Origin of the sequence: Mycobacterium helveticum, from assembly GCF_007714205.1 — a bacterium.
Lineage (GTDB): Bacteria > Actinomycetota > Actinomycetes > Mycobacteriales > Mycobacteriaceae > Mycobacterium > Mycobacterium helveticum.
Genome location: NZ_VMQU01000006.1, coordinates 38440 through 59989, shown reverse-complemented (window position 1 = coordinate 59989; position 21550 = coordinate 38440). Strand labels below are relative to the sequence as shown.

Genomic DNA, 21550 nt, shown 5'->3' with positions numbered 1-21550 from the left:
ATTAGGCATAACTTCGTCAACGAAAGCTCATCAACGAAAGCTCGTCAACGAAAGCTCGTCAACGAAAGCTCATCGGGGGATGGCGATGTCTTATCTGTTAGCGGTCCCGGAGTATGTGGATGTGGCGGCAACAGAATTGGCGAGTCTGGGTTCGACGATCACCGCGGCCAACGCGGCGGCGGGCCCAACCTGGTCGCTGCTGAGCGCCGGCGCTGACGAGGTGTCGGAGGCGGTGGCTTCGGTGTTTGCCGGGCACGCCCGGGCTTTCCAAGCGCTGAGCACCCGGGCGGCAGCGTTTCATCAGCAGTTCGTCCAGATGCTGAATGCCAGCGGGGGGTCGTACGCCGGCGCCGAGGCCACCGGCGTATCGCTGTTGCAGAACGTCCAGCAGGGTGTTCAGGCGGCGATCGCTGCGCCCGCACAGATTTTGCTGGGGAGCATGCCGGTCGGAGGCCTCACCAACCTGCTGCCCGGGGGCCTCAACGACCTCTCGATCAACACCATCAACAACTTCCTGGCCAGCAACATCAACAATCTGCTGCCCCCCAGCCTCAGCGCCTACAACCTCGGCGGCCTCGTCAACGTTCCGTACAACCTGTTCGCCGATGTCGTCAACATCCCGTACTACGAGTCACTGGCCCTGCAGGAATACGCGTACGCGCTGGGTCCCGCCGGTTCGGTCGGGGGGGTCCCGGGCTGGATTCCGCCGGGGGCCACCGTCGCGAACGGCGGGGTCCAGATGGTCAACGGCCAGCCCTACTACGCCGTGGGCGGCACCGGCAGCTGGTTCATGGAGTCCATGGGCAACACGTGGGGCTGGGACAACGGCAACTGGCCGCAGCTCGATGCGATTCTCCACTTCTTCCTGCCGTTCCCGGCCACCGAATCCATCGCCGAGCAGGTGCAGGTCTTCGCGCAGGCCGAGTTCATCGACGGAACCGCCGTGAATACCCAGTTTGAAAGCGCCAACCCGTTCGCCTACCTGGGCGGCTGGCTGCACGGCGATACTCCGCTACAGGCGCTGCTCGCCGGCACCACCTACCCGACCACGTTGACGGACACCATCGGGCACAATGTGTCCGCGCCGTTCGGCGAGATCATCAACGTCAACCCCACCGGGACCGGCATCACGAACTCACCGGGTCCCGACGTCGCGATCTGGTCCGGTCAGCCGGCGCAGCTGAATCTGCTGGCCCCCTTGCAGGCTTTTGGCGCCAATATGACAGCAACTCCGGCTCAAGACCCGATCATGTTCCCCAATCCCAATACCGTCCTGTCGAGCGCCATTCAGCTCGGCACCGACTTCACCTCCGATTTCAACCCCTTCGTCACGGGCAGCTTCGTCTATTGGGGGGCTCCGAACGACTACAGCTTCCCCAGCGTGGTCGGCGGCACGATCCAGGCCGTCACGGGCATACCGAACCAATTCCCGCTGGCCAACTATGGGGCGGAGCCGATCTCGGGGTACACCGACGGTCCGTCGTCGCTACTCACGGGCCTGCCGGAGGGGGGCCAGTACCTGGCACAGGGCCTACTCGGGTACCTCAACCCCAACATCTACGCTCAGGCAATCACCAACGACATCGCCGCGCTCAGCGACACTGCTGCGCTGCTGAACAATGTCCCGCTGATCGGCTACCTCGGGCTCGGATAGTCGGACCGGGGCGCGTGAGCGTTCCGGCTTTGCCGCCAAACTGGCGTGCCTCACGTTGGTCCGGCGACGCTCGCCGCAGCCTCCGTGACGGCCCGCCCGGGCGCCCATCGCGCCGAGTTCGAATCCGCGCGCAGGGGAGCCGCCGGTACCGACTAACCTCGACGGCAACCGTCGCAAGGAGCGTGCATGGAGGGTTTCGTCTGGAAGGTCGCCGTGGTCACCGGCGCGGGTTCGGGCATCGGGCAGGCGCTGGCCGTCGAGCTGGCTCGCTCGGGTGCCAAGCTGGCGATCTGCGACGTCGACACCGAGGGACTCGCGCAGACCGAGGAGCGGGTGAAGGCGATCGGCGCCCCGGTCAAGGTGGACCGCCTGGACGTGACCGAGCGGGAGGCGTTTCTGGCCTACGCCGACGCCGTCGCCGCGCACTTCGGCAAGGTCAACCAGATCTACAACAACGCGGGCATCGCGTTCACCGGCGATATCGAGGTCAGCCAGTTCAAGGACATCGAGCGGGTGATGGACGTCGACTTCTGGGGCGTGGTCAACGGCACCAAGGCGTTCCTCCCGCACCTGATCGCCTCCGGCGACGGGCACGTCATCAACATCTCGAGCGTGTTCGGGCTGTTCGCGGTGCCGGGTCAGGCCGCGTACAACTCGGCGAAGTTCGCCGTCCGCGGCTTCACCGAGGCGCTGCGCCAGGAGATGATCCTGGCCGGTCACCCGGTGGGCGTGACCACGGTGCATCCTGGCGGCATCAAGACCGCGATCGCGCGCAACGCCACCGCCGTCGAGGGGGTCGACCGCGACGAACTGGCCAAGGCGTTCGACACGCGGTTGGCACGGACCAGCCCGCAGCGTGCCGCCGAGGTCATCCTGGACGCGGTGCGCAAGAACCAGGCCCGGGTGCTCGTCGGCAACGACGCCAAGGTGCTCGACATCCTGGTGCGGCTCACCGGGTCGGGCTACCAGCGGCTGTTCAGCCCGGTGCTGCGCCGGGTGCTCCCGCCCGGGCACTGACCGGCCCGCCCGTCGGCGCCGAGATTGCGCTCGCAGCGCCCGATCCGGGGCCGCGGCTCAGCGGCCCAGCGGATGTTCGGCCAGCCATCCCCCGGCCACGGCCTGCGGATCGGCACCGCCGGCCACCTGGCGGCGCATCCCGGCCAGCGCCGCGGTGTCCAGCACGCCGGCCACTTCGTTGACCGCCAGCAGCTGGCGATCGCTCAGCGCGTTGCGTCGATACAGCGGCACGACGTTCTCGGCGCGGATCAGCGCGGGCTTGCCGTCGGCCAGCGCGACCAGGTCGGCGGGAATGCCCGGATCGGCGGTGGTGGCCCACGCCGCCGTCAGCCTCGCGTCCCGCAGCGCCGCGAACATCGTTGCGTCGTCCGGGAATTCGCGCGGGGCCGAAAGCTTGCACGAGCCGACCGACGGGGGCGTGCGCCGCCCGGAGACGGCCCCGAGGACGAGCCCGTCGCAGTGCTGGGGCAGCGCGCTCAGGTCGGCGCCGGTGTCGCTGCCGCCCCAGGCCCGCGCGGTGGTCCCGGTGACCAGCACGACGGGTTTGTCCTCGGCGGCCGTCGCGTAGTCGCCCGCGGCGATGCCCTCGGGCAGGGCGGCGACCAGGGCCCGGTAGACCTGCTTGTCGGAGAGCACCGTGGTGCCCGGCTGCAAGGCCTGCAGCGTCCGACCGGTGAACGCGGGGACGACGGTGAACCGGCCGGAGTCCAGTTGCGCCATCGGGTCGGCGGTGGTCTGGGCCCCCTGGGCCCCGAAACCGTAGGACCGCAACGCCGCCACGTAGACGGCGGCCAGCAGCGTGGATTCGGAGTCGGGGCGGGACCCGACGACCAGAGCAGCGGCGCGGTGGTCGTCGCCCCCGCAGCCGGCGACCGTCAGCGCGGCGGCGAGCAGCAGCGCGGCCGGCCTGCCGATCCTCACCCCGTGGAGATCGCCGTGTCCGCGGCGATGGCCACCGCCTTGGCCACCGCGTCCCCGACGCGCAGGTCCAGGGGGCTCGGGACGATCCGGTCCGTGGCCAGGTCGTCGCTGACCACGGAGAAGATCGCCTCGGCGGCGGCGACCATCATCTTCTCGGTGATCCGGGAGGCCTTGGCGTCCAGCGCGCCGCGAAACACCCCGGGGAAAGCCAGCACGTTGTTGATCTGGTTCGGGAAGTCGCTGCGCCCGGTGGCCACCACCGCCGCGTGCCTGGCCGCGACGTCGGGATGAATCTCCGGGTCGGGGTTGGACAGCGCGAACACGATCCCGTCGGGCGCCATGGTGGCGATCAGCTCCTCGGGGATGAGACCGCCCGACACCCCGAGGAACACGTCCGCGCCGGCCAGGGCCTCGACCATGCCCCCGGTCAGGCCGTCGGGGTTGGTGCGCCGGGCCAGGCCGACCTTGACGCTGTTCATGTCGTCGCGCCCGGTGTGCAGGATGCCGCGCGAATCCAGCACGGTGATGTCCGACACCCCCATCGCCATCAGCAGATTCGTGCACGCGACGCCCGCGGCACCCGCTCCGGAGACCGCGACCCGCAGCGAGGACATGTCGCGACCGAGCAGCTTGGTGGCGCCCATCAGGGCGGCCAGCACGACGATCGCGGTGCCGTGCTGGTCGTCGTGCATCACCGGGCAGTCCAGCGCCTCGACCAGCCGCCGCTCGATGTCGAAGCAGCGCGGCGCGGAGATGTCCTCGAGGTTGACCGCGCCGAACGTCGGGCGCAACCGCACCAGGATGTCGACGATCTCGTCGGGATCCTTGGTGTCCAGCACGACCGGGATGGCGTTGAGGCCGCCGTACGCCTGGAACAGCGCGCACTTGCCTTCCATCACCGGCAGCGACGCCGCGGGCCCGATGTCGCCCAGGCCGAGCACCGCGCTGCCGTCGCTGACCACCGCCACCAGCCGGTTCGCCCACGTGTAGCGCGCGGCCAGCGTGTGATCGGTCGCGATCGCCCGGCTGACCTGCGCCACCCCCGGGGTGTAGGCGATCGACAGGGCGCGCTGGGTGTCCAGCGGGGCGTTCAGCGCCACGGAAAGCTTTCCGCCCGCGTGCGCCTCGAAAATCTCCTCGTCGTGGATGACGATCGGGGAATGCTCGTGTTGCGGCACGGGCCCAGGGTACTGAATTACCGATTAGTAGACCTAATCGGCGCCTCGCTGGCCGGCGTCAGATCAGGCCCAGCTCCGTGACCGCCGTGCGCTCGTCGGCCAGTTCCGCGGTCGTCTTGTCGATGCGGGCACGGGAGAAGTCGTCGATCTCGAGGCCGGTGACGATCGACCAGTTGCCGTTCTTGGTGGTCACCGGGAACGACGACATCAGGCCCTCCGGCACGCCGTAGGAACCGTCGGAGATGACCGACATCGAGACCCAGTCGCCCGCGGGCGAGCCCAGCAGCCAGTCGCGGGCGGCATCGACGGTGGCCGACGCCGCCGACGCGGCCGAGGAGGCGCCGCGGGCGTCGATGACGGCCGCGCCGCGCTTGGCGACGGTCGGGATGAAGTCGTTCTCGATCCAGGCCTGGTCGCCCACGACCTCGGCCGCGTTCTTGCCGTTGATCTCGGCATGGAACACATCGGGGTACTGGGTGGCCGAGTGGTTGCCCCAGATCGTCATCTTCTTGATGTCGGTGACCGCCACGCCGGTCTTCTTGGCCAGCTGCGTCAGCGCCCGGTTGTGGTCGAGCCGGGTCAGCGCGGTGAACCGCTCGCGCGGGATGTCCGGGGCGTTGCTCATCGCGATCAGGCCATTGGTGTTGGCCGGGTTTCCGGTGGTCAGGACGCGAATGTCTTCGGCCGCAACCGAGTTCAGCGCCTTGCCCTGCGCGGTGAAGATCGCGCCGTTGGCCTCGAGCAGGTCGCTGCGCTCCATGCCCGGCCCGCGCGGGCGGGCGCCGACCAGCAGGGCCAGGTTCGCGCCGTCGAAGATCTTGTTGGCGTCCGAACCGGTTTCGATGCCCGCCAGCAGCGGGAAAGCGCAGTCGTCGAGTTCCATCACGACGCCCTCGAGCGCCTTCAGCGCGGGCTCGATCTCGAGCAGGCGCAGCTCGATCGGGCGGTCGGGCCCCAGCAGCGAGCCACTGGCCAGGCGGAACAACAGGCTGTAGCCGATCTGGCCGGCGGCGCCGGTGACGGCGACCTTGAGGGGACTTGCGCTCACGTCGGTTTGCTCCTTGTGGAGAAGGTCGTGCGGTTCGGGTTTCGGGTCGAAACTATCGCACCGTGCCCGGCGCCCGTCCCCCGCACCCGGATGTCGCGCCGACGAGCGGGAACACGCGTAGCATTGGGCACCACCGGTCAGACCTGCGCTGCGATCGGAGGTCGACGTGTTCCAGGGATTCGAGGCACTGCCCGAGGCGCTCAGGCCGGTCGCCAAGCCTGCGCCCCGGGTCTACCAGCATCACGTTCATCCCGTCGCCGGCCAGGCCCAGCCTCTGGTGGACTGCGGCGTGTACGTCGAGGGCCGGCGGCTGCCCGGCACGTACGGTTACGCGGCCGCGCTGGACAAGGTGCGCGAGCTCGGGGTGCTCGGCCACGAGGCCTTCGCCTGGGTCGGGTTGCACGAACCGGACGTCGCGCACATGCAGGAGGTGGCCGACGTGTTCGGCCTGCACCCGCTGGCGGTCGAGGATGCGGTGCACGCCCACCAGCGGCCCAAGCTGGAGCGCTACGACGAGACGCTGTTCCTCGTGCTCAAGACGGTGAACTACGTGCCGCACGAGTCGGTCGCGCTGGCCCGGCAGATCGTCGAAACCGGCGAGATCATGATCTTCGTCGGGAAGCAATTCGTCGTCACGGTCCGCCACGGCGAGCACGGCGGACTGGCCGACGTGCGCGCGCGGATGGATGCCGATCCCGAGCATCTGCGGTTGGGGCCCTATGCGGTGATGCACGCCATCTCCGACTACGTGGTGGACCACTACCTGGCCGTGACCCATTTGATGGAGGCCGACATCGACGCCATCGAAGAGGTCGCGTTCTCCCCGGGCCGCGCGCTGGACGTCGAGCCGATCTATCTGCTCAAGCGCGAGGTCGTCGAGCTGCGCCGATGCGTGAGCCCGCTGTCCACCGCGTTCCAGCGGATCCAGACCGAGAACAAGGACCTGATCTCCAAGGAGGTGCGGCGCTACCTGCGTGACGTCGCCGACCACCAGACCGAGGCCGCGGACCAGATCAGCAGCTACGACGACATGCTCAACTCGCTGGTGCAGGCGGCGCTGGCCCGCGTGGGCATGCAGCAGAACAGCGACATGCGCAAGATCTCGGCCTGGGCCGGCATCGTCGCGGTGCCCACCATGGTCGCCGGGATCTACGGCATGAACTTCCAGAACATGCCCGAGCTGCACGAGAAGTGGGGCTACCCGACGGTGATCAGCGCGATGGTCCTGGTCTGCTTGTTCCTGTACCGCAACTTCCGCAAGCGGGACTGGCTCTGACGTCAGGTAGGTTGCGCCGCGCGGCGATTCGGGTCGCGGACGTCCACGCCGTCGTTGTGCCACGCCTGCCGCATGGCCTCCGCGCCTTTCAGGCGCACCCAGGCCCCCTCGGTCGCGGTGATGGGGGTCGCCGACAGGAAGTGCACGGGGTCGCGGGGCGGCCCCAGCGCCAGGTCCGCGATGTCGCTGCGGCCCAACAACGCCGCGGTGAACGACACGCTCCCCGACGGCCGGGCCCACAGCGGCGAGCCCAGGTCGATCAGCGCGTCGGGGGCGAGCACCACCCCCTCGACGGCTGGAGTGGCCGCCAGAACCGCCAAGCTGCGGGCGATTCCGGTGGCCGGCCCGGGATCGCGCAGGCACAGCACGACTTCGGCGCGCGGTCCCCGCACCTGCTCGGCGAAGGCGTCCGCCGGATCACCCATCGGGCGACGCGAGCACCCCAGCGTCACATAGTGCACCAATTCACTTGTCCCACATCGAAATCTCAGGACCTCTACGGGGTCGGCGCCCAGAAACGTCACGCGTGCAACGGCGGGCTCGGCGCCGGCGAAATGGGCATGCAGGTGCGCGCGCACCAGCTCCAGCACCCGCGTCATCGCGCCACGGCGGGAGCGACGGTGAGGTTGGCCCCGGAGTCGGCATCGAAGACGGCGAGTTTCGCGGTGTCGAAGGCCAACTCGACCGACTGTCCGATGCGCGCCTTGGACTCGCCGGGAACCCTTGCCACGAACTGGTTCTCATGCCAATCCGCATCCTGGGCCAACTCGTCCAGCTGCAGGGAGTGCACGGCACAACCCGCCGCGCTGAAATACACGTACTTGTCGGCGCCCAGCGACTCGACCAAGTCGACCTTCACCTGGAAGGTCAGCGCCCCGATGCGCTGATAGCCGTCGATCAGCGCGGCATCGGTGAGATGCTCGGGCCGCACGCCGACGATGACGTTGCGTGGCTTCGGGTGCCGCGCGATCACCTGCTGGACCTGCGGGGCGAGCATCACCTCGCCGAAGGGCAGCGTCAGCCCGAACGCCGTCAGCCTGGCGGGGAAGAAATTCATCGCCGGGGAGCCGATGAACCCCGCGACGAACAGGTTGACGGGGCGCTCGTAGAGCTCGTCGGGCGTGCCGATCTGCTGGGCGACACCGCCGTGCATCACCACCACCCGGTCACCGAGGGTCATGGCCTCGGTCTGGTCGTGGGTGACGTAGACGGTGGTGGTGCCGAGCCTCTTCTGCAGCCGCGCGATCTCACCGCGCATCTGCACCCGCAGTTTGGCATCCAGGTTGGACAGCGGCTCATCCATCAAAAACGCCTTGGGATGACGCACGATCGCGCGGCCCATCGCGACCCGCTGGCGCTGGCCGCCCGACAGCTGGGCGGGTTTGCGGTCCAGAAACTCGCTCAGGTCAAGGGTTTTGGCCGTTTCCTCGACCTTCCGGGCGATCTCACCCTTCTTCATCTTCGCCAGGGTCAACGGGAACGCGATGTTCTGGCGCACGGTCATGTGCGGGTACAGCGCATAGGACTGGAACACCATGGCGATGTCGCGGTCCTTGGGCGCCTTCTCGTTCATCCGTTGCCCACCGATCCGCAGCTCTCCCGACGAGATGTCTTCAAGCCCGGCAATCATGTTCAGTGTCGTCGTCTTGCCGCATCCGGAAGGGCCGACCAGGATCAGGAATTCGCCGTCGGCGATCGTGATGCTCAGGTCCCGCACCGCGGTCGCGCCGTCGGGGTAGCTCTTGCTGACGTGCTCGAGCACGATCTCGGCCATCGAGTCATCCCTTCACGGCGCCGGAGGTCAAACCGGCGACAATTCGCCTCTGGAAGATTAAAACAAAGACGACGACCGGGACGGTGATCACGATGGCGCCGGCCGCGATCGACCCGGTTGGCTCCTCGAATTGCGAACTGCCCGAGAAGTTCACGATCGCCACGGGTGCGGTGATCGCCGCCTTGGTCGCGGTCAGGGACAGCGCCAGCAGCAGGTCGTTCCAGGCGAAGATGAACACCAGGATCGCCGCGGTCACCAGTCCGGGCGCCGCCAGCGGGACGATCACCTTCCGCAACGCCTGCGCCGGCGTCGCACCGTCCATCTTGGCGGCCTTCTCCAGGTCCCACGGGATCTCCCGGAAGAACGCCGACAGGGCGTAGATGGCAAGCGGCAGGGCGAACGTGATGTACGGGAGGATCAACCCCGGCCAGGTGTCGAACAGGCCGATGAAGCGCTCGATGTTGAACAGCGGAGTGACCAGCGAGATCGCCGGAAACATGGTGATCAGCAGGGTGGCGCCCACGAGCGGACGCTTGCCCGGAAAGTTCAGCCGGGCAATCGCGTAGGCCGCCATCGCGCCCAGCAGCACCGCGATCAGTGTGGTGATCAGCCCGATACCTATGGAATTGACCAACGCCGCGGAGAAGAAGTCGCCACGGAAGATGCCGCGGTAGTTGTCCAGGGTCACCGATGACGGAATCAGCTTGCCGTCCTTGACCATTGATGTCGGCTTCAGCGACAGGCTCAGGATCCACAGCACCGGAAGGAGCGCGTAGACCACCACCATGGTGTCGATGACGGCCCACACGGCGGTGCGCCGCGAGTCCCCGTGGTCAGCGGGCATCGGCATCACCGCCGGGTGCCGCGACGCCGAACACCTTGATGAAGATCAGCGCGATGACGCCCACACAGCAGAAGATCAGCACGCTGATCGCCGAACCGAGGCCGACGTTGAAGCCTTTGAACAGGTTGTCGTAGCCCAGGATCGACACGGAGCCGGTGCCGTTGGCGCCGTCGGTCAGCACGTAGATGTTGTCGAAGATGCGGAAGGCGTCCAGCGTGCGGAACAGCAGGGCCACCACCACCGCCGGCTTGATGATCGGGAGGGTGACGCGGGTCAGGCGCCGCCAGGCACCGGCCCCGTCGACCTGTGCCGCCATCAGCAGATCGTCGGGGACCAGCGCCAACCCGGCCAGCAGCAGCAGCGACATGAACGGCGTGGTCTTCCACACCTCGGCGAGGACGACGATGCCCAGCGACGGGATCTGGTGTGTCAGGGGAGCGGTCCCCTGCGGCAGCAGGTTGGCCAGATAGCCGGTACCCGGCGTCCACGCGTAGTACCAGCTGTAGGAGGCGGCCACCGTGACGATCCCGTACGGAATCAGGACCGCGGTGCGCACCAGACCCTTCGCGACGACGCCGCGGTGCATCACCAGCGCCAGCGCCAGGCCCAGCACGAACTCGATCGACACCGAAACCCCCGTGATCGCGAGCGTCACCGCCAGCGCGGTCCACCAGTACCGGTCGGTCAGGATCGTCTGATAGTTGCCCAGGCCGACGAACGCGGTGTCGTCGGGAGTGGCGAGGTTGTTGCGCTGCAGGCTCAGCCACACGGCATAGCAGATCGGATAGGCCGTCACCGCCAGCATCAGCGTCGCCGCCGGCGCCACCAGCAGGAAGGCCAGCCGCTGCTCGTCGCGGCGCACCCTATGCCGTCGCTCCTCCTCATCGCTGCGTTCATCGCTGCGCTCTGCATCGTCGCGGCGGGTCATGGCAGCAGACCCTCCCCGTTGATGGCCTTTCGCACCTGCCGGGTGAGTTCGTCGGCCGTGCGCTGCGGGTCGATGTCGGTGATCGGGCTCAGCGTCGCCGCGAGCCGGATGGCCACCGCCTGGTAGTCCGGCGTCGCCGGCCGCACCGCGGCATCGGTGAGCTGCTGGCGGATGACGGCGTACATCGGGTACTTGGCCTGGAACTGCGGGTCGGAGTACAGCGAGGTGCGCACCGGGGGCAGGCCCCCTTCGATGGAAACGTACTTCTGGCTCTGCATGCTGCGCAGGCAGCGCACGGCCTCGAAGGCCTGGGCGCGGTGGCGGGTGGTGGCGGCCACCGCCAGGTTCGCCCCACCGATCGTCACCCTGGCCGGCCGGTCGGGCGCCACACCGGGGTACGGCGCGAAACCGAACACCTTCGTGCTGGCGTCATAGGCGATGCGGAATTGTTCGTCGTCGGGGACGAACGCGCCGAACCGGTCGATACTGCCGGCCAGCGCCGGGTCCTCGTTGAGCGGCAGGAAGCTCACCCCGCCCTTCACCGCGTTCTCCAGCATGGATGCCAACACGTAGGGCCAGTTGATCTCCAGCGCGGCCCTGCCCTGCTCGAGCGCCAGCCGGGCGGTGCCCTCGTCGGTCCGGGTGATCGACGGGTCGGCGCCCGGGGCGGTGGCCACCGACTTGAGGATGCGCAGCGCGTTGACCGTGGCGGCCCGGTGTGCGGGCGTGTCGGTCAGCGTGACGTGGCGGCCGTCCTCGGAGAGCACTTGGCCGCCGCCGCTCACCAGCAGCGTGTTGAACCACACCACCAGGCCCTCGTTCTCGTTGGCCTGCACGGCGATCCAGCTGGGCCGGCCGGCGGCCCGCAGCGCGGCGGCCTCGGCCACCATGGCGCTCCAGTCCTGGGGCGGTTGCTTCACCAAATCAGCTCGGTACCAGAGCAATTCGGTGTTCGTGACGACGGGTGCGGCGTACAGCCGGCCCTTCCAGCGGGCGGTCGCAAGCGGTCCCGGCAAGGTGTCCGCGGTGGCGTCGGACTCGGCCAGCCCGGCCGGGTCGTCGGACAGCGGCAGCGCCCAGCCCGCCTCGGCGAACTCCGCCGTCCACACGACGTCCATCGCCATCAGGTCCAGGGTGCGGTCGTGCCCGGTCAGCCGCCGGGCCAGCTGCAGGCGCTGCTCGCCGGGGGCCCGGGGCAGACTGATCTGCCGGATGGCGAATCTGCCGCCGGCCCGCTGGGTGCAGTCGTGGGCGACCGCGGTGAACGTCGCCCCGTCGCCGGCCGGCGTGTACAGGCTGATCACCAGCCCGTGGGCACCGGAGCCGCAGGCCGACACGGCGCCCGCAAGGGCCGCGGTCGCCAGCACGATCGCACCCAGACGGCGCCCGCGCCGGTGCGGCCGGCGGCGACTCACCTTCATCGGCCTCTCGCGCGTTTCCCGGTGCGGCCTCAGATCGCCAGACGCGCCAACAGGTCCCGCGCCTTCTCCGCGTTCTGCGGGTCGCAGAGCACGTCATAGCGGCCGGCCACCAGTTGCATCGTGGAGCTGAAATCGCGCGTCCCGCGGGCCATCGCGTACGGGACCGCAGACGTGATCAGGCCGAAGAAAACGCCGGCGACCAGCCCGGTGACCAGCGCCGCCCACGGATTGGGGCTGAAGAAGCCCAGCACCAGCCCGATGAACAACCCGAGCCAGGCCCCGCTGAGTACGCCGCCGCCGAGCACTTTGGGCCAGGTCAGCCGCCCGGTGACCCGCTCGACCTGCATGAGGTCGACGCCGACGATGGTCATCTGCTGGACGGGGAAGTCCTGTTCGGACAGATAGTCGACGGCGCGCTGCGCCTCGGCGTAGGTGGGATAGGACCCGACCGGCCAGCCCTTCGGCGGGGTGGGCAGACCCGGCGCACCGCGCCGGCCGGCCGGAGCGCCGGTGGGCGTGCCGCCGGGAACTTGTCCACGCTGGAATGGACTAGTCATGGGTGCTCATTATCCTCCGCCTCGGCGTTGCTCGCCGTCATGTCCCATCTTCGGCCCTTCCACCCTATCGACGCGACCTCGCGGCGAGCTGCGAATACGCGAGGCAACCGGTCCGGTCCGGCCCGCGCCTGCGCGACGTCGCGGCCGCGGTGGCCGCCCGGGCCGGGTTTGATCGGCATCGGCGCCCTGCTGATCGGCTCGGCCGTCGCCGTCTTCGGCATCCATGCGCGCCGGCGGCGCGGGCGACTGGCTCCGCCGTGCGGGAGAACCGGGACCGGGTCGCGCTGGAGGAGGACCGCGGGGTCGTCACCCGCGGATACCTGCGTGATGAGCTGGACGACCTGCGCGCGAAACTCGACGCGCCGGCGCCGGGAGCGGCGGATGCCGACGCGGTCGGCGCCGGCGACGGTCGGGGCCGCAGCTCTTAAGAATTCGGGGTGAGAGCGGAACTGACCATTGCGCCACTCCCGTCACAAGAGTTATGTATGGTGATCTGGTTCACGAAGCTAATAAGAACCGGTCACGGCCAGGTCACATTGCTTAGGACGGTCGAGTGCGCATTGGGGGACGCTGGAGTCGCCGAAATCGAGGCCCGGCCGCGGCGGCGGTCCGGCAGCGGGCGCGCCGGCTCACACGGACGCCGGCATTCGGTGTCGCCGTCATCACTCCGTTGATACTCGCGGGCGCGGTCGGGGGCGAAGCTCCGCCGCTGCAGGGTCCACCCCCGCCGAAGGGCACCGCCATCACCCCGGTGGCCGCGATCTCGCCCGCCGTTCCGGCGAACTCCGGCCCGGCCGTCGTCGCCGCCGGCCGTGAGCCGACCGTCTTCCACGTCGCCGAGGGCGCGCTGGCGGCGCCACCGCCACCGCAGATCGTGAACGCCCCGGGTGCGCTGGGCATCCCGACGACGGCGCTGTCGGCGTACCGCAACGCCGAACAGAAGATGGCCGTCTCCGATCCGAATTGCGGCATCAGCTGGAACCTGCTGGCCGGTATCGGGCGCATCGAGTCCGGCCACGCGGGCGGCGGCGCCGTCGATGCGCGCGGCACCGCGGTCACGCCGATCTACGGCCCCGCGCTGGACGGCACCCTGCCCGGCAACGAGGTCATCATCCAGAGCAGCGTCGGCAACCGCGTGACGTACGCCCGCGCGATGGGCCCCATGCAGTTCCTGCCCGGCACCTGGGCCCGGTACGCCTCCGACGGGGACGGCGACGGCGTGGCCGATCCGCAGAACCTGTTCGACTCGACACTGGCCGCGGCGCGGTACCTGTGCAGCGGGGGCCTCAACCTGCGCGACCCGTCGCAGGTGATGGCCTCGATCCTGCGCTACAACAACTCGTCGGCCTACGCCCAGAACGTGCTGGGCTGGGCGTCGGCGTACGCGACCGGCGTGGTGCCGGTCGACCTGCCTCCGATGACCGGGCCGCCACCCCCGCTGGGCGACGCCCACCTCGAGCACCCGGAGGGGCTCGGCCCCGACCTGCCGATGAACATCAACGGCCTGGGGATCGACGACCCGCAGGCGCGCATACCGCTGATCGACCTCAGCGGGCAGCAGCCCACCGGCCAGCAGCCCATGTTCCCGTGGATGACCCCGCCCCAGTCGCAGCTGCCGAGCCGGCTGCCGGGCTGCACGGTGATCTGCATCGGCCAACAGACGCCGACGCCGGCTCTGCCGCCGTGGATGGCGCCGCCGGCGGCCCTGCCGCCGTGGATGGCGCCGCCGCCCGCACCGGGCGGCTGACACCCGGCCGTCCGGCTCCTCCGCATACACTCGGCGGTGATGTCATCTCCTAACACTGCCGATCTCACCGCAGCCATCCGCACGGCTCTGGGCAAGGTGATCGATCCCGAGCTGCGGCGCCCCATCACCGAGCTGGGGATGGTCAAGAGCATCGACATCGAACCCGATGGCGCCGTGCATGTCGCGATCTACCTGACCATCGCCGGCTGCCCGAAGAAGACCGAGATCACCGAGCGCGTCACCAGCGCGGTGGCCGACGTTCCCGGCACCGGCGCGGTGCGGGTCAGCCTCGACGTGATGAGCGACGAGCAGCGCACCGAGCTGCGCAAGCAGCTGCGCGGCTCGAAATCCGGGCCCGGTGGCGAGCCGGTCATCCCGTTCGCCCAGCCGAGCTCGCTGACCCGCGTCTACGCGGTCGCCTCCGGCAAGGGCGGGGTGGGAAAGTCCACCGTCACCGTCAACCTCGCCGCGGCGATGGCCGCCCGCGGGCTGTCGGTCGGCGTGCTCGACGCCGACATCCACGGCCATTCCATCCCGCGGATGATGGGCACCACCGACCGGCCCACCCAGGTCGAGTCGATGATCCTGCCGCCCATCGCGCACGACGTGAAGGTCATCTCGATCGCCCAGTTCGTCGAGGGCAACGCGCCGGTGGTGTGGCGCGGCCCGATGCTGCACCGGGCGCTGCAGCAGTTCCTCGCCGACGTGTACTGGGGCGACCTGGACGTGCTGCTGCTCGACCTGCCGCCGGGAACCGGAGACATCGCCATCTCGGTGGCGCAGCTGATCCCGAACGCCGAGATCCTGGTGGTGACCACCCCGCAACTGGCCGCGGCCGAGGTCGCCGAACGGGCCGGCAGCATCGCCCTGCAGACCCGCCAGCGCGTCGTGGGGGTCGTGGAGAACATGTCGGGGCTGATACTGCCGGACGGGTCCACGGTGCAGGTGTTCGGCGAGGGCGGCGGCCGGCAGGTCGCCGAGCGGTTGTCCCGCGCGGTCGGCGCCGACGTGCCGCTGTTGGGCACGATCCCGCTGGACCCCGCCCTGGTGGCCGCCGGTGACGAGGGCACCCCGATCGTGCTGAGCGCGCCCGACTCACCGGTGGGCAAACAACTGCGCGGGGTCGCCGACGTCCTGTCCTCGCGGCGGCGCGGCCTGGCTGGGGTGTCGCTGGGCCTGGACCCCACCCGGCGCTGAGAACTCAGGTCGCGTCGGTGTCGAACGGCGCCGGGCCGTCGTGCTTTTCGGCCGCGAACGTCGGCCCCGCCGGCTCTGCCGTCGGCCCCGCCGGAGCTCCGTTGACCGGCCTGACCGGCCCGTCGAAGTTGCCGGTAAAGAAGGAGTCGTCGCCGTCGAAGAGGTGCTTGGTCAACGCGGCGCGCGGCGTCATGCCCCGCAGCTTCTGCAGCTCGCTGATCGGGCCGCGCAGGTCGTCGAACTCGGGCCCGATGTCCTCGCGCAGCTGGCTGGTCACACCGCTGAGGTAGTCGCGCGCCTGCCGCAGTGCGGTCGCGCTCCAGCGGATGGCTCCCGGAAGCCGCTCCGGGCCGAGGATCACCAGCCCGACCACCACGAGGACGAGCATCTCCCCCCAGCCGACGTTGGCGAACATCTAGCCGGTGTCGGCTTCGGGCTTGACCGTCAGCGTGACGTGACGGCCGTCGCGGACGACCTCCACCGGGGCGTCCTGGCCGATCGTCAGCTGCCGCACGGCGACGACGAACTCGTCGGAGTCGGCAACGGTGCGGTTGCCGATCTTGACGATCACGTCGTTTTCCAGGATTCCCGCCCTCTGCGCCGGGCTGCCCGCCTTCACATTGGCGACCTGGGCACCGGACGCGATCGCGTTGCTCACCGACCGGGTGCTGATGCCCAGCGTCGGGTGCACGATCTTTCCGTCCTTGATCAGGGTCTCGGCGACCTGCCTGGCCTCGTCGATCGGGATGGCGAAGCCCAGCCCGCTCGCGCTGTCCGACAGCGACTTACCGGCGGTGTTGATGCCGATCACCTGGGAATCCATGTTGATCAGCGGACCACCGGAGTTGCCGTGGTTGATCGAGGCGTCGGTCTGGATCGCGTCGATGACGGTGTCGGTGTCCGACCCTTCCCCCGACAACGGGACGGGTCGGTGCAGCGCACTGATGATGCCTTCGGTGACGGTGCTGCGCAGGCCCAGCGGAGCGCCGGCGGCGAGGACCTCGTCGCCGACCCGCACCTTGGCGGAGTCGCCGAGCCGGGCCACCGTCAGATTGTCGACGTTGTCGACCTTGAGGACGGCCAGGTCGGTCTTGGGGTCGCGCCCCACGAGGTTGGCGGGAACTTCCTTGCCGTCGTTGAACACCACGGTGGTCTTGAACTGGCTGGGGTTGTTGGCGGCCTCGGAGATCACGTGGTTGTTGGTCAGGATGTAGCCGCGGCCGTCGATGACGACGCCCGAGCCCTGCAGCCCCTCCTGGTCGCTCTTGGATTCAATGGTCACCACGGAGTCGGCGGTCGCGGCCGCAACCTTGGCGAACCGGCCGGCGGGGCCTTGCGGATTGTTGTCGGTGGCCAGTGTCACCCTCGAGGTGGTGAACGCCTCGACGACCTCGGCCGTCTTGCGCCCGATCACCCCGCCGATCACACCGATCAGCAGCGCGACCAACGCCAGGACGGCCAGCGCCCGGTAGGACACCCGGCCACCGAACACAACGTCGCGCACGCCGAGCTTGCCGCGATAGCCGGGCGCGGCCTGCGGTGCGGCCGGCGCCACCGCCGGGGTCCCGAGCGCGGCCCCGGCCGCGGGGTCGCGCCACGGGTCGTCGAGGTCGTCGGGCCCGGCACCGTTGCGTTCGCCGTCCAGCGCGCCGGCATCGATCGGGTGGCGCTGCAGCGACTCGGAAACCCCGGCCGGCCGGCTGAACGCCTCCTGGAGCACGGGGTCGGCCGGTTGGTCCTCGGGCCTGAATTCGCCTTGTTCGCGGTACTTCGCCGGTCGCACGCGCTCCGCCACGAAAGACCCCCGCAGGCCGGCGGGGCGACCGAACGCCTGCCGCGACGCGGGATCGACGGGTGGCCGGGAGATGGGGCGCGGCGCCAAACGCGGGGCGCTGTTTTTGCCGCTGTCTTGGTCGGAGGTCACATCATCCTCTTTTGGATCCTCTTCTGAGCACTTGAGACAGCCCGTTTACGGGGCGATAACAAGGGACCGGCATGGCCCGTGTCATTCCCCAGTATCCATGCCTGCCCCAGTATCCATGCCTGCCGGTCGTTCCGCGTGCGCGCCCACGGCGGGCCACCGGGTGGCGGGGGCAACCTAGCGGCGCTTGCGCTCGTCGCGCGCATCGCGGTCGGCGAAACGCTCCGATGGCGGGGACGCCTCATCGGGGGAACAGCGCGGGATGTCGGACAGCAGGCCCAGCAACGTGCTGGGAATCCGGATCGGGTGCGACTCGCGCAGCGCGGCGCGGGCCCGGCTCTGGTCGTCGACTTCCGACGCGCACTGCGGACACAGAGACAGGTGATGCGCGGCGCGCAGATGCGCGTTCATCCGCAGCTCACCGTCGACGAAGGCCACGATCGCCTCGGCGGACAGGTGCTCGGTGGAGCCGAACTGGCGGGGCGCACCGACGAGCGCATCGCTCTGGGAGGCGAACTGGGCGGGCAGCCAGGAGAACGCACGGCGGAACACATGTCCCCGGTCGGCCATCGCCAGCTCCCTTCGTCGCCCCGCACCTCGAGTACCGCCATCTCGAATGTAGCGCGACGTGATGCCCGTCAGCCCGCCCAAGGCCGCAACACCGCTGGTTTTTCGGCGCGAGGTCACGATGAATCCGTGTTGGGGCCCCGAGTTCGAGCCGCTGCGTCGACCCGTGACCGGCCGCCGGGGGCGACCGGTCGACCTAAGCCGACCTGGTGGCGTCGGCGCGGCTGCCATGTTCAGGGTGGGCGGCCAGGTAGTCACGCAGGGCCTGACGTCCGCGGTGGATGCGGCTGCGCACGGTGCCCAGCTTGACCCCCAGCGTGGCGCCGATTTCCTCGTAGGACAGGCCTTCGATGTCGCACAGCACCACCGCGGCACGGAACTCCGGCGGCAACGAATCCAGGGCGGCCTGCAGGTCGGGGCCGAGCCGGGCGTCGTGGTAGATCTGCTCGGGGTTGGGATCGTCGGCGGGCACCCGGTCGTAGTCCTCGGGCAACGCCTCCATCCGGATGCGGGCGCGGCGCCGGACCATGTCGAGGAACAGGTTCGTGGTGATGCGGTGCAGCCAGCCTTCGAACGTCCCGGGCTGGTAATTCTGCACCGAACGGAAGACCCGGATGAACGTCTCCTGGGTCAGGTCCTCGGCATCCTGCTGGTTTCCGGAAAGCCGGTAGGCCAACCGGTACACGCGGTCGGCGTGCTGACGGACCAGTTCGTCCCACGAGGGCATCGTCGACTTGTCACCGGTCGCGTCGAATACCGCGGTGCCCTGCAACTCGTCGCAGGTCTCCACCCATGTGTCGTCGGGAAACTCCTGGGGGTGCGACATGCTGGCCGGGCTCAAGAGCGTGGTGATGATCGAATCCTCCGAAATCGGTCTGCCGGTGATCGGCATGACGTCACCGGCGGCAACATGAAGCCGCCAATCTGTATTCCCGGTCCATCGCCCTCCGCGTTCCATACGGCTACCGTGGCGTACCGGGGTGTGCGCGATATATGAGCAATCTGAGCTGAAGCTGAGAAACCAGATCGTTACTTGCGCTGTGCAGGGGATATCCGCCGCGCGGCAACCTTAAACCCTCAAGGTCCCGCGGGCGTGTCGCCGGGGCCGGGGCAGGCGCGCCTGAGGGACTGCGCCGCGGATTCGACATACGCTGCGGGCATGGACGGTACCGATAGCAGCTCCGTCACCCCCGACCAGCCGGCCCCCGGCCGGGCCGAGGCGCTGTTCGCGCACGCCGAGGCTTCCATCTCGGAAGACGCGATCCTGGCCGCCGCCCGCGAGCGCGCCGTGGACATCGGTGCGGGAGCGGTGACACCCGCGGTCGGCGCGCTGTTGAGCCTGCTGACCAAGCTCAGCGGCGGCAAGGCCGTCGCCGAGGTCGGCACCGGCGCGGGGGTGAGCGGACTCTGGCTGCTCTCGGGCATGGGCGACGACGGCGTGCTGACCACGATCGACATCGAGCCCGAGTATCTGCGGCTGGCCAAGCAGGCTTTCTCCGAGGCCGGGGTGGGGCCGTCACGCACCCGGCTGATCAGCGGACGTGCCCAGGAGGTCCTCACCCGGCTCGCCGACGAGTCCTATGACCTGGTGTTCATCGATGCCGACCCGATCGACCAGCCCGACTACGTGGTCGAGGGGGTGCGGTTGCTGCGGTCCGGCGGCGTCATCGTCGTGCACCGGTCGGCCCTGGGCGGGCGGGCCGGCGACCCCTCGGCGCGCGACCCCGAGGTGGTCGCGGTCCGCGAGGCGGCACGGCTCATCGCCGAGGACGAGCGGCTCACCCCCGCACTGGTGCCCCTGGGTGACGGGCTGCTGGCCGCGGTCCGCGACTAACTCCCGTACCTCCCCGCGAGCAGACGCAAAAGCCCCCGACACGCCAGGCGTGCGGGGCTTTTTGCGTCTGCTCGCACAGTGCCCTTGACTCGCTGCTGAACCCTTGTTTAGTATCCTGAACATGCGTTCAGCCGATCTGACCGCCGCCGCGCGGATCCGCGACGCGGCCATAGCGCAGTTCGGCGAACACGGGTTCGGCGTGGGCCTGCGCGCGATCGCCGACGCGGCCGGCGTCAGCGCGGCTCTGGTCATCCACCACTTCGGCTCCAAGGACGGGCTGCGCAAGGCATGCGACGACTACATCGCCGAAGAGATCCGCAGCGGCAAGCTCGAGGCGATGCGGTCCCCCGATCCGGCCGCGTGGTTCGCGCAGCTGGCCGAGATCGAGTCCTACGCGCCGTTGATGGCCTACCTGGTGCGCAGCATGCAGGCCGGCGGCGAACTGGCAAAGACACTGTGGCGCAAGATGATCGACAATGCCGAGATCTACCTGGACGAGGGCGTGCGGTCGGGAGCGCTCAAGCCGAGCCGCGATCCCCGGGCCAGGGCGAAATATCTGTCGATCACCGGCGGCGGCGGATTCCTGTTATATCTGCAAATGCACGACACCCCAACGGATCTGCGTGCCGTGCTACGCGACTACGCCCGCGACATGGTGCTGCCCGCGCTGGAGATCTACACCGAGGGCCTGATGGCCGATCGCACCATGTACGACACGTTCCTGAACGAAGCCGAACAAGGAGAACCCCATGCCGGTTAACAAGGTCGATCCCATCGCGATCCGTTCCCTGACAAAGAACTTCGGCGCCGTGCGGGCGCTGGACGGCCTGGATCTCACGGTGCGGGCGGGCGAGGTGCACGGCTTCCTCGGGCCCAACGGTGCCGGCAAGTCCACCACCATCCGCATCCTGCTGGGCCTGGTGAAGTCCGACGGCGGCAGCGCGCGGTTGCTGGGCGGCGACCCGTGGAGCGACGCCGTCGAATTGCACCGCCGCATCGCCTACGTGCCGGGCGATGTCACGTTGTGGCCCTCGCTGACCGGCGGCGAGACCATCGACCTGCTGGCCAGGATGCGCGGCGGCATCGACGGGAAGCGTCGCGCGGAGCTGATCGAGCGCTTCGCCCTCGATCCCCACAACAAGGCCCGCACCTACTCCAAGGGCAATCGCCAGAAGGTGTCGCTGATCTCGGCCTTCTCGTCGCACGCCGAGCTGCTGCTCCTCGACGAGCCCAGTAGCGGCCTGGACCCGCTGATGGAGAACGTGTTTCAGCAATGCGTCGGCGAAGCGCGCGACCGGGGGGTGACGGTCCTGTTGTCCAGCCACATCCTGGCCGAAACCGAAGCGCTGTGCGAACGGGTGACGATCATCCGGGACGGCAGAACCGTCGAGAGCGGGTCACTGGACTCCTTGCGGCACCTCAGCCGCACCTCGATCAAAGCCGAAATGATCGGCGATCCGGGTGATCTGAGCCGGATCACGGGCGTCGAAGACGTCACCGTCGAGGGCAACACGCTGCGCGCGCAGGTCGACAGCGAAAGCCTCGGAGCCGTCATCCGGGCACTCGGCGACGCCGGCGTGCGCAGCCTGATCAGCCAGCCGCCGACGCTCGAGGAGCTCTTTTTGCGCCACTACCACACGGCGGAGGTTTCGTCGTGACGAGCACC

22 protein-coding genes are annotated in these 21550 nt (G+C 69.2%); 9 read left to right on the top strand and 13 right to left on the bottom strand.

Annotation, left to right across the window (positions count from 1 at the left end; all coding sequences use genetic code 11):
* Positions 1–85: 85 nt before the first annotated feature.
* Positions 86–1654, top strand: a complete 1569-nt coding sequence (locus FPZ47_RS02685; protein WP_144947857.1) for a PE family protein — start codon at positions 86–88, stop codon at positions 1652–1654.
* A gap of 186 nt (positions 1655–1840) precedes the next feature.
* The gene (locus tag FPZ47_RS02680) at positions 1841–2671 is read left to right on the top strand and encodes an SDR family NAD(P)-dependent oxidoreductase (RefSeq protein ID WP_144947854.1); all 831 of its coding nucleotides are present in this window, start codon (positions 1841–1843) and stop codon (positions 2669–2671) included.
* Positions 2672–2728: 57 nt separating this feature from the next.
* On the opposite strand, the gene FPZ47_RS02675 is transcribed toward FPZ47_RS02680, so the two are convergent.
* The 3 genes from FPZ47_RS02675 to FPZ47_RS02665 are packed head-to-tail and all read right to left on the bottom strand — an operon-like array spanning position 2729 to position 5818.
* A complete protein-coding gene (locus FPZ47_RS02675) occupies positions 2729–3592 on the bottom strand; it encodes a glycine betaine ABC transporter substrate-binding protein (RefSeq protein ID WP_144947851.1) in 864 nt (287 codons plus the stop codon).
* A complete protein-coding gene (locus FPZ47_RS02670; RefSeq protein WP_246133250.1) occupies positions 3589–4770 on the bottom strand; it encodes an NAD(P)-dependent malic enzyme in 1182 nt (393 codons plus the stop codon). Before FPZ47_RS02670 ends, FPZ47_RS02675 begins: the two co-directional genes overlap by 4 nt.
* 58 nt (positions 4771–4828) lie before the next feature.
* Positions 4829–5818 (bottom strand): malate dehydrogenase, encoded by a 990-nt coding sequence (locus FPZ47_RS02665; protein ID WP_144947846.1) that lies wholly within the window; start codon positions 5816–5818, stop codon positions 4829–4831.
* A gap of 166 nt (positions 5819–5984) precedes the next feature.
* Here FPZ47_RS02665 and corA point away from each other — a divergent pair, with 166 nt between their 5' ends.
* Entirely contained in the window at positions 5985–7094 is a 1110-nt protein-coding gene (gene corA / locus FPZ47_RS02660; RefSeq protein WP_144947843.1) for a magnesium/cobalt transporter CorA, read from the top strand.
* Positions 7095–7096: 2 nt separating this feature from the next.
* Here corA and FPZ47_RS02655 read toward each other — a convergent pair whose 3' ends face one another.
* From FPZ47_RS02655 to FPZ47_RS02630, 6 genes are read right to left on the bottom strand one after another with little or no spacing between them, the layout of a single operon-like run.
* Positions 7097–7693, bottom strand: coding sequence for a suppressor of fused domain protein (locus tag FPZ47_RS02655; protein ID WP_144947841.1), 597 nt, complete (start codon positions 7691–7693; stop codon positions 7097–7099).
* Positions 7690–8868 carry an ABC transporter ATP-binding protein gene (locus tag FPZ47_RS02650; protein WP_144947838.1) on the bottom strand — a complete coding sequence of 393 codons (1179 nt, stop codon included), beginning with the start codon at positions 8866–8868 and terminating at the stop codon, positions 7690–7692. Before FPZ47_RS02650 ends, FPZ47_RS02655 begins: the two co-directional genes overlap by 4 nt.
* Before the next feature lie 4 nt (positions 8869–8872).
* Positions 8873–9712: a carbohydrate ABC transporter permease gene (locus tag FPZ47_RS02645; protein ID WP_144947835.1), complete on the bottom strand. Its 840-nt coding sequence runs from the start codon at positions 9710–9712 to the stop codon at positions 8873–8875.
* The gene (locus FPZ47_RS02640) at positions 9702–10640 is read right to left on the bottom strand and encodes a carbohydrate ABC transporter permease (protein WP_144947829.1); all 939 of its coding nucleotides are present in this window, start codon (positions 10638–10640) and stop codon (positions 9702–9704) included. The genes FPZ47_RS02645 and FPZ47_RS02640 overlap by 11 nt, the downstream gene beginning before the upstream one ends.
* Positions 10637–12061 carry an extracellular solute-binding protein gene (locus FPZ47_RS02635; protein WP_144947826.1) on the bottom strand — a complete coding sequence of 475 codons (1425 nt, stop codon included), beginning with the start codon at positions 12059–12061 and terminating at the stop codon, positions 10637–10639. Before FPZ47_RS02635 ends, FPZ47_RS02640 begins: the two co-directional genes overlap by 4 nt.
* 29 nt (positions 12062–12090) lie before the next feature.
* Positions 12091–12618: a YflT domain-containing protein gene (locus tag FPZ47_RS02630; protein ID WP_144947823.1), complete on the bottom strand. Its 528-nt coding sequence runs from the start codon at positions 12616–12618 to the stop codon at positions 12091–12093.
* Between the two features lie 257 nt (positions 12619–12875).
* On the opposite strand from FPZ47_RS02630, the gene FPZ47_RS28230 reads away from it, so the two are divergent.
* The 3 genes from FPZ47_RS28230 to FPZ47_RS02620 all read left to right on the top strand — a co-directional run bounded on the left by FPZ47_RS28230 (position 12876) and on the right by FPZ47_RS02620 (position 15562).
* A complete protein-coding gene (locus FPZ47_RS28230) occupies positions 12876–13046 on the top strand; it encodes a hypothetical protein (protein WP_168209337.1) in 171 nt (56 codons plus the stop codon).
* 125 nt (positions 13047–13171) lie between these two features.
* On the top strand, positions 13172–14365 hold the full coding sequence (locus tag FPZ47_RS02625) for a lytic transglycosylase domain-containing protein (protein ID WP_210419817.1): 1194 nt from the start codon (positions 13172–13174) through the stop codon (positions 14363–14365).
* A 39-nt stretch (positions 14366–14404) separates the two neighbouring features.
* Complete coding sequence (locus tag FPZ47_RS02620) at positions 14405–15562, top strand: Mrp/NBP35 family ATP-binding protein (protein WP_144947821.1); 1158 nt, start codon at positions 14405–14407, stop codon at positions 15560–15562.
* Positions 15563–15566: 4 nt separating this feature from the next.
* Here FPZ47_RS02620 and tatB read toward each other — a convergent pair whose 3' ends face one another.
* From tatB to sigE, 4 genes are all read right to left on the bottom strand, one after another.
* A complete protein-coding gene (gene tatB / locus FPZ47_RS02615; RefSeq protein WP_144947818.1) occupies positions 15567–15977 on the bottom strand; it encodes a Sec-independent protein translocase protein TatB in 411 nt (136 codons plus the stop codon).
* Positions 15978–17486 (bottom strand): serine protease HtrA, encoded by a 1509-nt coding sequence (htrA, locus tag FPZ47_RS02610; RefSeq protein ID WP_144947815.1) that lies wholly within the window; start codon positions 17484–17486, stop codon positions 15978–15980. It lies immediately after the preceding gene.
* 174 nt (positions 17487–17660) lie between these two features.
* Positions 17661–18053, bottom strand: a complete 393-nt coding sequence (rseA, locus tag FPZ47_RS02605) for an anti-sigma E factor RseA (protein WP_144947812.1) — start codon at positions 18051–18053, stop codon at positions 17661–17663.
* 193 nt (positions 18054–18246) lie between these two features.
* Positions 18247–18891, bottom strand: a complete 645-nt coding sequence (gene sigE, locus FPZ47_RS02600) for an RNA polymerase sigma factor SigE (protein ID WP_246133256.1) — start codon at positions 18889–18891, stop codon at positions 18247–18249.
* A gap of 318 nt (positions 18892–19209) precedes the next feature.
* On the opposite strand from sigE, the gene FPZ47_RS02595 reads away from it, so the two are divergent.
* The 3 genes from FPZ47_RS02595 to FPZ47_RS02585 all read left to right on the top strand — a co-directional run bounded on the left by FPZ47_RS02595 (position 19210) and on the right by FPZ47_RS02585 (position 21542).
* Complete coding sequence (locus FPZ47_RS02595; protein ID WP_144947806.1) at positions 19210–19884, top strand: O-methyltransferase; 675 nt, start codon at positions 19210–19212, stop codon at positions 19882–19884.
* Between the two features lie 121 nt (positions 19885–20005).
* Positions 20006–20644 (top strand): TetR/AcrR family transcriptional regulator, encoded by a 639-nt coding sequence (locus tag FPZ47_RS02590; RefSeq protein ID WP_144947802.1) that lies wholly within the window; start codon positions 20006–20008, stop codon positions 20642–20644.
* Entirely contained in the window at positions 20634–21542 is a 909-nt protein-coding gene (locus tag FPZ47_RS02585; RefSeq protein WP_144947799.1) for an ABC transporter ATP-binding protein, read from the top strand. The genes FPZ47_RS02590 and FPZ47_RS02585 overlap by 11 nt, the downstream gene beginning before the upstream one ends.
* Positions 21543–21550 lie beyond the last annotated feature (8 nt).